Here is a 12,347-nt window from a genome sequence, read left to right on the forward strand (position 1 = left end):
TCGGTTTGCCCGCCACTGCTGTCTTAAGCTGGGACAATGAACACCATTCACTCCCGCAAGCTCATTCTGATGCGCCACGCCAAAGCCGACTACCCGCTAGGCGTCGCAGATCACGACCGGCCGCTGGCAGCCCGCGGCCACCGCGAGGCTCCCGCTGCCGGAGCCTGGCTTGTGGAGAATGACCTGATCCCGGACTACATCATCTGCTCCGATGCGCTGCGTGCGCGCGCCACCTGCGCGTGGGTGCTGTCCGAGCTTGGGGAAAAGGGTCCAACCCCCTACATTGACTCGCGCATCTTCACCGCGGGCGTCTCCCAGTTGTGCTCCATCATCAATGAGGTGCCGGATACGGTCAGCTGCCTGCTGGTGATCGGGCATCAGCCGGTGCTGCAGGAATTGGCGTTGCGCTTGGCCGCTATGGACTCGGATGAAGAAGCCGTCTACGAGCTGGCAATGAACTATCCGACCCTGGGGACCACGGTGCTGGAAACTTCGCACCCGTACTCGCATTTGGATGCCCGTGATGCGCGCGTCACACATTTCACCGCACCCCGGCCTGCATGAGGGAAGTCTCATAAAGATTTTTCTAACGCACTAGTCAGCCTGTAAATAAGTGATGATCTGGATGTATGAGAAGCAGATGATAACCCTCTCATCGAATCCACCTCGTCGTCTCATGAACCGTTCATTTTGAGTTCACTATTGCTCGTTTCACTAGGAATCGTTGGCAGCACAGCCAGCACCGGCACACGGAAACCGCAGGCCGGAAACAGTGAAAGAGGAACAGGCAAATGGCCATCATCGCAGAATCGCTTCCAACGCAGACCACCGCAGCCCGCAATGAAGTGCAGCAGCAGATCGATGCACAGCGTGCTCGCGCCATCCGCGCCGCCTACACCACCCGCTTTGTCGCAGCCGAGCTGCAACGCAACCCCCAGGATTTCCAGGTCGTGCGCCGCACGAACATGGCGCCTCGTGCCGGCGACGTCGTGATTGCCACCGTCACCGAGCTGGGCAAGCACACGCGCCTGCAGTCCCCGGTCTCCCGCCGCCAGCTGATGTTCGTCGGCCAGGAGATCATGGTCGCCTACGGCGACCGCTACGCACCGGACCAGTTCCTTGCCCACGTGCCGCAGAACCTGGGCCCCTGCCAGCTGGTGGCAGGCGGCGGCGTCGCCAGCGAAGTCATCGAGCAGCACGCCTCGATCGACATGGCGACCCAGCTGCAGCCAACCGGCCTGCTGATGCGCCACGGCAAGGTCGTGAACCTGGCGGACTTCGCACCGCTGGGCATCCAGGACGATTCCCCGCGTCCAGTGCAGGCCGGCGCCCAGCGCCCGCCGGTGATCGCGGTGCTGGGCACCTCGATGAACTCCGGCAAGTCCACCACGCTCGGATGCCTGGTCAACGGCCTGGTCAACTCCGGCATGGCAGTTGCCGCCGGCAAGGCCACCGGCACCGGAGCCGGCAACGACCCGGACCTGTTCACCGATGCCGGCGCCTTCAGCGTCTGCGACTTCACCGACTTCGGCTTCCCGACCACCTACCGCCTGGACTACGAAACCGTCCGCGACCTGCTGGTGGCGATGATCCGCGAGCAGAGCGCCACCGGAGCGGACGCAGTGGTCATCGAGATCGCCGACGGCCTGTTCCAGGGCGAAACCTCTCGCTTGCTGCTCGACCCGGTCTTCTCCGAGCACGTGGACCGCGTGCTGTTCAGCGCCCAGGACGCGCTGGGCGCACTGGCCGGCGAACGCATCCTGCGCGAAGCAGGCCTGGATGTTGCCGCGGTGTCAGGAGTGCTCACCGCCTCCCCGCTGGCCGCGAAGGAAGCCCAGGCGCAGCTGGCCACCCCGGTTATCGGTACCTTCGACCTGTGCCAGGCCGAGGTTGCCGCCGCGCTGCTGCCAACCCGCTAGGAGCCGTAATGCTGGACCAGAAGACCGCCGCCGCGCAGGTGGCCCAGCCCGAGCGCCTGCCGCCACTGGTAGCGCCCGGACGGCGGATGCTCCTGGCCGGATTGCTCAGCCTAGGGGTTCTCGCAGGCCTGCTCTCGATCGCCATTGGCTGGCTGATCGGACAGCTCTCGGCCAGCCTCAGCGCCGGGGCGCTAGCCGCGGTGCTGGGCCTGGTCGGCTGTTTCTTCCTGGCCAAATACGCTGAACGGGTGCTGGCCGAAAAGCTGGGCCAGCACTATGTGGCCCAGCTGCGCCGCGGGCTGGTAGCCCACGCTTTGCGCAGCGCCCGCGGACCGTCCATGGGCATCACCATCGCCCGTTCCACCAACGACCTGTCCTCGATCCGCAACTGGATAGTGCAGGGCATGGTCCCCCTGGTGGCCGGCCTGCCGCTGCTGCTGGTCAGCGGTGCGGGCCTGTGGTTCTTGCATCCGCTGCTGGCCGTCAGCCTGGCCGTGACACTGGTGCTGGAAGGCATCTTGCTGGCGGGCCTGGCCGGCGGAACGTTCCTCAGCGCTCGGACCCTGCGCCGGCACCGCGGGAACCTGGCCGCGCGCATTGCCGATACCGTGGCCGCACGGACCGCGATTGCCGCCGGCGGCGGCATCGAGCGGGAGGTGCAAAGGGTGCAGGACACCTCGCAGAAGGTGGTTGACGCGTCCGTGCATCGCGCCCGGTTCGCCGCAGCCCTGCGCGGCGGAGCTTTGGCCATTCCGCTGCTGGGTACTGCGCTTCTCGTGGCCGCGGCCGCGCAGGCGCAGCTTCCGGCAGCCGCCGTGGCGACCGCGCTGACGCTGATGGGAATCTGCGCGGGAACCCTGGGCGAATGGGGCCGCGTGGTGGAGTACAGGCAGAATTACAAGGCTGGCCGGCGCATCATCGCGCCGCTGCTGGCCGAGCAGGATCGCTGGCAGGCCAGCGAAGCATCGCCGGTGAGCACCCGCGATGCCAAGGAGCTGATGCTCCAGTCGTCCTCAGTGCGCATCCAGCTTCCGGAATCGATGGCCGGGAATTTCCCCACGCTGCGCGCCCAGCCCGGGCAGCGCATCGCGGTGCGCGGAAACCAGGGGGACTGCGCCGCATTGCTCGCGGCCATCGCCACCGGCAGCCTGGCGCACGACGCCGACCCGCAGGCAGGGGTGTGGATCGCCGAGGGGCGCAGCGAGGATTTGCCCGCGACCGGCCGCCGCAAGCTGATCGGCGCCGCCTTGGAGTCCATGGTTCCCGAGCGCGGCAGCGTTGCCCGCGCGCTGCGCTACCGCCATCCGGGCGCGTCGCTGCGCAAGGCAGTGGCTCTGGCCGAAACCTGCGGGCTCCAGATGGCCCACCTGCCCGATGCGGAGGAAACCCGCTTGCGCCGGGGCGGAGAACCCCTGAATTCCGCGCAGCAGGCCTCGCTGCTGGTGGCGCGGGCGCTATTGCGAGAACCGCCGCTGCTGGTTCTCGATTCGCTGCTGGCCCGCCTGCCCGATGATGCCTATGCCACGGTGGCCGAATTGCTCAACGACTATCCCGGGGTGCTGATCTTCAGCGGCGAATTGCCGGGCATCAGCGAAACCGCCAGCTGGGACGCGCGGGCCTAATTGCTGGCTGGTGGACGGGTGGCACGCAGCCCGTCCACGGTGAGCAGCACGGCGCGCACCGTCTGCTCGCGGTCCAGATCAGTCCGTCCCGAGGCGCGCATGCGGGCGGTGAACAAGGCTGCGCCGAAAATGCTCGTGGCTACCGACAGCTTCTGCTCCGGAGCGAGCACCACGAGGCGCTCGAGGACCTCGATGATCAGCCCGGTCACCTGCGTATTCAGCGGGGTGCCGGCGAATGCATTGGCGGTGTCGGCATCCAGCTGCTCCTGCATCCACAGATGGGCGAAGGCCGGGTAGCTGACCACGAAATCCATGGCGAATTCCAGCATCTGGCGCAGCGCCAGGTAGGGGTCTTCCGCGGAAGCAACGCGTGCCAGTTCGCCCATGAGCTTCTGCGCGCCGTAGCTGAGCAGCTGGCTGACCAGCTCGTCCTTGGAACCGAAATTGTAGTAGACGGTGCCCTTGGAAACGCCGGCGGCCGCGGCGATCTCGTCCACCGAGACGGACTCGGGGGAGCGCGAACCGAGCAGCCTCATGGCCGCTTCGAAGAGCTTTTCCTTCGAATCCGTGGCGCGCACGCGGCGGCGCTGGCCGGTTAGCGTTGTCATTCCTTCAACTCCGGCTGCAGTGTTTTCAGGGTCCAGGTCTTGCCCTTACGTACCGCAAGCATGCTCAGCAAGAGCCCGATCGCGGTGTAGATGAGCAAGGAGCCTGCGACCGCGGAGAGCACATTCAATTCCGCTCCGTACACCAGGTGACGCAGTCCGACGACCACATTACCCATCGGCAAGATCTGGTGCAGGAAGTGCAATGGCGCTGGCAGGGTCTCCCACGGGAAGGTACCGCCGGCGGTGACCAGCTGAAGCACCATCAAGACGAGCACCACAAACTTGCCGGCAGTTCCTAGCAGGGCGAAGCAGCCTTGGATGAGGGCGCTGAAGCACAGGGCGGCGAATACCAGAAGGAACCATGCCATCCATGGGTGCGCGGTGTGTAGACCCAGTCCGAAGTGCACGACCGCGTAGAGCAAGCTGGTCTGGATCACGGCAACGGCCGCGAATGGTATCCAACCACCGAGCGAGATCTTCCAGTTGCTGCCGTTGGACAGCAGTGCGCGCTTGGTAATGGGGCGCATCACCTGGGTGAGGATCAGTACACCGATGAAGGTCGCCAGCGTCATGAAGAATGGGGCTAGACCCGCACCATAGACTTGGGCTTCGGACTGCTTGGTGTTCTCTACCGTCACCGGGTTACCGATCACATCGGAGAGCTCTTCACTGGTCTTCTTATCGGGGTTAGGAACCTGCTTGACGCCGTCATCCAGGCCCGTGGCCAGCTCGTTGGAGCCATCTTGGAGCTTGGTGGTACCGTCGGACAGATCGCCGACACCATCGGAAAGCTGGACCAAACCGCTGTGGAGCTGGTCGGCGCCGGTCACCAGGGAACCGGCTCCGGAATCCAGCTTCTTGGCACCCTCGGAGGCCTGGGTCGCACCGGTCAGCGCGGACTTCTGGCCTTCGGCCAACTGCTTGGCACCGTCGTGGGCGCTGTTCGCGCCGGTGGCAAGTTTCGCTGAGCCGTCAGCGGCCGAGGAAATTCCGTCAACGAGGCTTGGTACCGCAGCGTTCAGTGTCTTGGTGCCCTGGGCAAGGGTGCCCAGGCCGGTAGCGAGCTGTTCGTTACCATCGGCGACCTTGTCGGCACCATCCGAGAGTGTGTGCAGATTATCTTGCAGTCCTGCAAGGCCGGTGTTGACCTCGTCCACCTTGTTCTTCAGGGTGTTGCTCAGCGTCGAGTTCTCCACGCTGTCGCTGACCTTGGACTTGATGGTGTCTGCCTGCTCTTGGGTCAACACTCCGTCGGTCACCAGCTTGTCCAGCTCGGCCTGCGTATCGGTCTTGACGTTCTGCAGCTGCTTGTCGGTTTCGTCCTGCAGCTCGTTGATCACCGAGATGGCGTCATCGGCGGTGTCGGAGAGCTGCTTATTTCCGTCGGCGACCTGGCGTGCGCCGGTGGCCAGCTGGTCGGCAGCGCTCTTGGCGCTTTGGGCACCGTCATTGAGCTGTTTGACCGAGCTTGGCAGGGTCTTGGTCTTGGACTTCATGGTGCTCAAACCATCCCTGAGCGTATCTGCACCGGTGGCTAGCTCTCCGGTGCCATCGGCCAGGGAATTGCTGCCATCGAGCAGTTTCTTCTGACCTGTGACCAGCTGAGAAAGGCCACTGGAAAGTTCGCTGGTTCCATCCTTGAGCTGGACAGCACCGTCGGAGAGTTCACTACTGCCATCAACAAGCTTGGTGGTGCCATCGGCCAGGGTCACGATGCCATCACCTAGGGTGATCGTGCCGTCGTAGAGCTGTTGTGCGCCGTCCGCGGCTTTATCCATAGAGCTGTGAATGTCTACAAAGCCGGCGATCATCGCCGACGCGGTTTCGGTGCCGACTTCTTCGGAGACCGAAGTGCGCACCGAGGTGGTCAGGGTCCGTGCGAAGTTGGAGACCATGAAGTTATTCGCGTCATTGGTCAGCAACTCAATATTGGCCTGGCTGGCATCTTTGAAGTCGCCGGGGGACAGCAGCGCAGCGGTGAAATTATCGGGTAGAACGAGGGCGAAGGCGTATTTGCCGCTGGCCACCGCGTCGGCGGCTTCGTCTCTCGAATCGAGATGCGCCCAGCTGAAGGTCCCATCGTCTTCGAGGTTCTCAACGACATCGTCGGCGACACGGGTGAATTTGCCGTCCTTTTCCCCGCCGTCATCGAGATTAACGACGGCCGCGGTGACCTTGTCTAAGTTTCCCTGGGGGTCCCAGTTGGCGTAGAGGTAGAGGGCACCATAAAGCAGAGGCACACAGGTCACCGCGATGAGCGCCAGCTTTGGCAGGGTGCCACGAGTCATGCGCTTTAGCTCGGAGAGCGCAAGTTGCAAAGTGGTCATTCTTTTTCCTTCGCGTCGCTATCCTCTGCGACAGTTGGTACTGCGTCGCTGTGTTCTGTCGGTGTGGATTCTTGCTCCGCGGACTTGGGCTCCACTGTTTCTGGAACGTCTAGATCCAGCTCATCTTGAACAGATTCTTGCGACAAAACCTCTGTTTTATCGGGTTCCTCTAGTTCTGCAGGCGCTTCAGAATTTTCGGGCTCTTCTGGCTCTTCTAGTTCTTCGGGTTCTTCTGGCTCTTCAACCAGAGGTTCTCCGGAGATGAGCGCGGTGGCTTCTTCCGGTGATTCAAATTCTTCGTACTCGTTGGATCCCAGGTAAGTGATCGGTCCATCCCACTCGTAAGGGGCGTTACTGACAATGGCGACGATCGCGAATGCGCGGTTCGAGCCAGCAAATTCAAGCAGGAGATCCAGCCAGACATCATCTTGCATGTCGTGGCGATCAGGGGAGTCAAGGACTATAAGTTCGATGCGGGAGTCTTCTGCGGCCAGTAAAAGTTGCAGTTCCAACCGGCGGGCGGGATCTAGGGAATCTGCCCAATCCTTGGCCACATCATCGAATCCGTGCAGTGCCGTCCACTTTTTATTGCGTGGTTTTTTCCAGATCGGGCCCGGCAGAAGGGCGAGATCTTCGGCGATGAGATCGCGGACCTTCATATGTGATTCAGGTTCGTTGACCTGTGGAGAATCCAGGAGGGCAGTGTGCTGGCGCAGGGTTTTCAGGGAGTCAGCGTGACCCCACGAGACGGTCCCCGTAGATGGTTTCATGCGTCCGCTCAGGGCTAGGGCCAAGGCGGTACGTGAGATTTGCGGGTCGGCCACCACAAGGTGTACCTCTCCGCGAGTTACTTGAAGCGAGGTGGGGGACACCAGTAAATCGTGGCGTCCCTTGACGGAAACTGAATCTGCGATAAGCACAAAACAAGACTAATTGAACTGACCGGTCAGTTCAAATAGGGAAAACATTCCTTTAATCACGTCTAGACGTAAACCGCTTGATGCTCTTGGATGGTTCTTGGCTAAGCCTTATAAACGCTGTGGAGTTCACGAGTAGTTCACTGAACTCTGATTACCTCGAAGCCTAGTCGCCATTGGCGGTTCTGACTACCGCCCAACGATCATCAACCGAGGGAAACTATGAGCAAGAGACGAACTACCAGTATTGCGGCAGTTCTGCTGTCCGGGGCTGTTGTTGCATCCACCTTCACCGCAGCTCAGGCTGACACGGTGGGGATCACCCCCATCGAGCAGGTGCAAGGTACGGGGGATACCTCCCCATTGGTCGGCCAAAAGACCACCGTGCGTGGCGTGGTGACCGCCGCCTATGCAGAGGGTGGAATTCGCGGATTCTACCTACAAAGCGCCGGTAGTGGGGCACAGATTCCAACAGACGGAAGCTCGGCGGTGTTCATTTACGCCCCGGACGATGTAGCTTCAGTTGAGGTCGGGGACCACCTGCAGGTCTCTGGAACGGTCAGTGAGTACTACGGGCTCACCCAGATCAAGGCCCAGAGTGTGAAGTCCCTGAGTGAGCCGGCCGAAAGCATTAAGCCATTGGCCATCACCTTGCCTAGCGACGAAGCCGGGCGCGAGCAGATCGAATCCATGCTCATTGAACCTCAGGGTGAGTTCACTGTCTCGGATAACTATTCGCTGAACCAATATGGTGAACTGACCCTAGCCATGGGAACAAGCTCGATCCTCCCAGGCGAAAAGCTGCTGCGTCAGCCCACCGACGTCTTTGCTCCGGGCAGTGCGCAGGCCGCTGAGCTAGGGAAAGAAAACGAGCAGCGCTCGATCGTGGTGGACGATGGTGCCACCTTGAATTTCAGCACCGCCAGAAACACCACCGTTGCCCTGCCATATATTGATTCTGCCCATCGCGTCAGTGTTGGAGCGGAAGTCACTTTCACCGGACCGATGATTCTGGACTACCGGTATGACCTGTGGCGACTACAGCCTCAGGGGCAGGTGATCGGCTCCGATGACGCAGATATCGCCTTGCACTTTGAGCAGATCGATAATAGTGCCCCACAGGATGTCGGCGGCAACGTGTCCGTAGGTAGCTTCAACGTACTGAACTACTTCACCACTACCGGCGATGAACTTTCCGGTTGCAGCTACTACTCGGACCGCGAAGGTAATCCAGTGACCGTCCGTCAAGGATGCGACGCTCGTGGAGCTGCCAACCAGGCCAGTTTTGAACGTCAGCAGTCCAAAATTGTTGCTGCGTTGAGCAAATTTACCGCGGATGTCGTGGTGCTTGAAGAAATTGAAAACTCGGCCCGTTTTGGTCAGGATCGTGATGCTGCCCTAGCTAATCTGGTTGATCAGTTGAATTCGGCAGCCGGTTCAAAGATCTGGAAATTTGTCCCAAGCCCGGATGCTACCCCGGCTGATGAAGACGTGATCCGCACCGCGATCATCTACCGCAACAAAGCTGTGAAGCCGATCGGCGAATCGGTCATTCTCGAAGACGAGGCCTTTGATAATGCGCGCGAACCACTGGGCCAAGCCTTCCAGAAGGTCGGCGGAAATCAGAAGACTCGTTTTGTGGTCGTAGCCAATCACTTCAAGTCGAAGGGCTCAGACCCGAAAGACGGTTCGGGCAACGCTGACTCCGGCGATGGCCAGGGTGCCTGGAACGCCGATCGAGTAGATCAGGCTAAGGCGCTGGTCAGTTTTGCTGATCAGCTGAAGAAGTCACGCAACACCCAGAAGGTCTTGCTCGCTGGCGACTTCAATTCCTACGCTGCCGAAGATCCAATTCGAGTGCTCGCCGAGGCGGGCTACGTTGATCTCGGTGCCAAGGCTGACTCGCAGAGCTACGTTTATGGTGGGCTGAGCGGTTCCTTGGATCATATTCTGGCTTCCCCAGAGCTGGCTTCCAAGGTCACCGGCCAGGATATCTGGAATATCAACGCCATCGAATCCGTCGGCTATGAATACAGCCGCTACAACTACAACATCACCAACCTGTTTAGCTCGAACCAGTACCGTTCATCGGATCATGATCCGGTTCTGGTTGGATTGCAGTTGAACAAGAAGGGCTAGTTTCAGCTAGTTTTATCGGCCAGGCAACTCCCAATGGGGTAGTTGTCTGGCCGATTCTTTCGTTAAGGGTTGACAAGCAGAATCCATTGTGGAAAATTATGGAAGAAGTTTTGTGAGAGCGCTCACAAAATAGCTAAGCGGAGTTGCTGTCATTGCTATGGCAAATGGGGTTCAGGAAGAACCCTCATATTTTTGCCACATTTTGAGAGCGCTCTCAAAATGTGTTGGTCTCACCTCACTCGCACAAACAAGACTTGAATGGAGTCACCGTGAACCCCTCACGAACAGCTCGGCTAGCCAAGGTTGTAGCCCTGAGCTCAAGTATTGCCCTGCTCGCAGCAGGCTGCGCATCGGGCGATAGCAAGGACGCCGCCCAGCCAGCCTCCGCGGATAATCCTGTCACCCTGACCATCACCACCTTCGGCACCCAGGGTTTGGATCCTCTGTACAAGCAGTACGAAGCCGATAACCCAGGCATCACCATTGAAGCCACCAACATCGACACCGGTGGCAACGCACTGACCGACTGGAAAACCAAACAAGCCGCGGGCGCAGGCCTGCCGGATGTTCAAGCTGTGGAAGAAGGCTGGCTCGGCCAAGTCATGACCGTTTCAGATAGCTTCACCGACCTCAACGAATACGGTGCCAAAGATATCGCCGGCGACTGGGTGGACTGGAAAGTACAGCAGGCCACCGACGCCGATGGTCGCACCATCGGCTACGGCACCGACATCGGACCTATGGGCCTGTGCTACAACAGCAAGCTCTTCAAGGCAGCCGGTCTGCCCAGCGATCGTGAACAGGTTGCCGAACTCTTCGGCGGCGCCGACTCGACGTGGGATGACTTCTTCTCCGTGGGCGAGGACTACGTGAAGAAAACCGACAAGGCCTTCTATGACCAGTCCGGCTTCGTCTGGAACGCCATGGTCAACCAGCTCGATGAAGGCTACTACAAGGCTGATGGCTCACTGAACATTGAGGGAAACACCGCACTGCGTGAGCGGTGGGATCAACTGTCGGCTGCAGCGTCCAAGGGCCTGTCCTCGGCGCAGACCCAATGGGACTGGGGCAAGGGACAAGCATTTGTCGACGGCTCCTTCGCAGTGATGCCATGCCCAGGCTGGATGTTGGGCAACGTCAAGGGTCAGGTTGAAGGCGCCGGTGGCGACGCATCGGACGGTTGGGACTTTGCCGATGTCTTCCCTGGCGGCGCAGCCAACTGGGGCGGTGCATTCCTGACGGTGCCAAGCACTTCCAAGCATCCCGCTGAGGCGGCCAAGCTCGCGCAGTACCTGACCAACGCCACCTCGCAGGCGACTTCCTTCGAAGAAGCAGGAGCCTTCCCAAGCAACATCGAAGCACAGAAGTCCAAGGCTGTGACCGGTGAGAACGACCTGACCAAGTTCTTCAATGGTGCACCGATCGGTGAAATTCTCTCGAACCGTGCCGAGGGCGTAAAGGCACAGTACAAGGGCGCGGATGATTCGGTGATTCAGGAGCAGGTCTTCGGTCCAGCAACTATCGCCATTGACAAGGGCACTGACGGGTACACCGCGTGGAACACGGCTCTGTCAACGCTGCAGGAACTGGAAATCAAGTAATCGGATTGGCCGACATAGCGCCCTGTGGGGTCAGCGTTCATCACTGACCTGGCCCCACAGAGCGCAACTGCAGCAGAAAAGAAGACACCGATGAGCACCACGACACCCATGTCACGGCCGAAACTACGGGCCGAAAAACCCAGCACGCCCACCCCAGAAAGGCTGCAGGAAGCCAAGGCAGAACGCAAAATGCGACGCCAGCACCTGCGTGGCCGACTGGATTTTAAGTACTCCCCATACCTTTATATCTCGCCCTTTTTCATCCTCTTCGCGCTGGTTGGGCTCTTCCCACTGATCTACACCTTCGTGGTATCAATCAACGACTGGGACCTGCTAGGTGGAGCCGGTGACTGGGTGGGGCTGAAAAACTACCAGGCAGAACTAGCCTCACCGCTGTTCTGGAATTCGCTGTTCAACACTTTCAGCATCTTCCTGCTCTCTGCGATCCCGCAGCTGGTGGTCGCCACCTTCATCGCAGCGATGCTTGATCAAAATATCAGGGCCAAAACTTTTTGGCGGATGAGCGTGCTGGTTCCCTACGTGGTGACTCCGGTGGCAGTCACGCTGATCTTCTCCACTGCCTTCGACGAGAAATACGGACTGATCAACAACCTGCTCGGTGCACTGAACCTGGACACGATTGCCTGGAAAACCGATGTGTTCCCCTCCCACATGGCTATTGCCACCATGGTGAACTGGCGTTGGACTGGGTACAACGCGTTGATCTTGCTGGCGGCCATGCAGGCCGTACCTCGCGAATTACACGAATCGGCGGCGATCGATGGGGCAGGAATGATTCGCCGTTTCTTCTCCATTACCCTGCCAAGTATCCGTCCCACCATGATCTTCGTGATCATCACAGCGACCATCGGCGGTTTACAGATCTTTACCGAGCCCAAACTCTTTAACCCCAGTAGTTCGGTTCCGGGCGGACCTGATCGGCAGTATCAAACCACGGTGCTTTATCTGTGGGATCTGGCCTTCAACCGCGGGGACTTTGGGCGGGCCTCGGCCGTGGCTTGGATGCTGTTTTTGATCATCATCGTGATCGGAGTGATCAACTTCTTGATCTCCGGCACCATCGCCTCGTCTTCAGATAAGCGCGGACCTCGACGGATTCCAGGCCGAAAAGCCAAACGTATCAAATCCCATCCTTCCGGTTCACTCAGAGAAAGTGCCAACGATGAGTAACGCTACCTTGCAATCAACTGCTA

Annotated in this window: 9 protein-coding genes; 6 read left to right on the forward strand and 3 right to left on the reverse strand. The window is 60.1% G+C overall.

Annotated features, from left to right (window positions below):
- Positions 1-36: 36 nt before the first annotated feature.
- From ACLQ8T_RS02235 to ACLQ8T_RS02245, 3 genes are all read left to right on the forward strand, one after another.
- Positions 37-564 carry a SixA phosphatase family protein gene (locus tag ACLQ8T_RS02235; RefSeq protein ID WP_141358849.1) on the forward strand — a complete coding sequence of 176 codons (528 nt, stop codon included), beginning with the start codon at positions 37-39 and terminating at the stop codon, positions 562-564.
- Between the two features lie 227 nt (positions 565-791).
- Positions 792-1,919 carry a DUF1611 domain-containing protein gene (locus tag ACLQ8T_RS02240; RefSeq protein WP_413455564.1) on the forward strand — a complete coding sequence of 376 codons (1,128 nt, stop codon included), beginning with the start codon at positions 792-794 and terminating at the stop codon, positions 1,917-1,919.
- A gap of 8 nt (positions 1,920-1,927) precedes the next feature.
- On the forward strand, positions 1,928-3,541 hold the full coding sequence (locus ACLQ8T_RS02245; protein WP_413455565.1) for an ABC transporter transmembrane domain-containing protein: 1,614 nt from the start codon (positions 1,928-1,930) through the stop codon (positions 3,539-3,541).
- On the opposite strand, the gene ACLQ8T_RS02250 is transcribed toward ACLQ8T_RS02245, so the two are convergent.
- From ACLQ8T_RS02250 to ACLQ8T_RS02260, 3 genes are read right to left on the reverse strand one after another with little or no spacing between them, the layout of a single operon-like run.
- Complete coding sequence (locus ACLQ8T_RS02250; RefSeq protein WP_413455566.1) at positions 3,538-4,149, reverse strand: TetR/AcrR family transcriptional regulator; 612 nt, start codon at positions 4,147-4,149, stop codon at positions 3,538-3,540. The two genes, ACLQ8T_RS02245 and ACLQ8T_RS02250, sit on opposite strands and share 4 nt — an antisense overlap.
- On the reverse strand, positions 4,146-6,476 hold the full coding sequence (locus tag ACLQ8T_RS02255) for a YhgE/Pip family protein (RefSeq protein ID WP_413455567.1): 2,331 nt from the start codon (positions 6,474-6,476) through the stop codon (positions 4,146-4,148). Before ACLQ8T_RS02255 ends, ACLQ8T_RS02250 begins: the two co-directional genes overlap by 4 nt.
- Positions 6,473-7,246, reverse strand: a complete 774-nt coding sequence (locus ACLQ8T_RS02260) for an ABC transporter ATP-binding protein (RefSeq protein WP_413455568.1) — start codon at positions 7,244-7,246, stop codon at positions 6,473-6,475. The genes ACLQ8T_RS02255 and ACLQ8T_RS02260 overlap by 4 nt, the downstream gene beginning before the upstream one ends.
- Before the next feature lie 531 nt (positions 7,247-7,777).
- Here ACLQ8T_RS02260 and ACLQ8T_RS02265 point away from each other — a divergent pair.
- The 3 genes from ACLQ8T_RS02265 to ACLQ8T_RS02275 all read left to right on the forward strand — a co-directional run bounded on the left by ACLQ8T_RS02265 (position 7,778) and on the right by ACLQ8T_RS02275 (position 12,324).
- Positions 7,778-9,532 (forward strand): ExeM/NucH family extracellular endonuclease, encoded by a 1,755-nt coding sequence (locus ACLQ8T_RS02265; protein WP_413455569.1) that lies wholly within the window; start codon positions 7,778-7,780, stop codon positions 9,530-9,532.
- Between the two features lie 269 nt (positions 9,533-9,801).
- The gene (locus tag ACLQ8T_RS02270) at positions 9,802-11,133 is read left to right on the forward strand and encodes an ABC transporter substrate-binding protein (RefSeq protein WP_413455570.1); all 1,332 of its coding nucleotides are present in this window, start codon (positions 9,802-9,804) and stop codon (positions 11,131-11,133) included.
- A gap of 90 nt (positions 11,134-11,223) precedes the next feature.
- Positions 11,224-12,324: a carbohydrate ABC transporter permease gene (locus ACLQ8T_RS02275; protein WP_121866123.1), complete on the forward strand. Its 1,101-nt coding sequence runs from the start codon at positions 11,224-11,226 to the stop codon at positions 12,322-12,324.
- The last annotated feature ends 23 nt before the right edge of the window (positions 12,325-12,347 follow it).

Origin of the sequence: Glutamicibacter sp. FR1 (genome assembly GCF_047300825.1) — a bacterium.
Classification (GTDB): Bacteria; Actinomycetota; Actinomycetes; order Actinomycetales; family Micrococcaceae; genus Glutamicibacter; species Glutamicibacter nicotianae.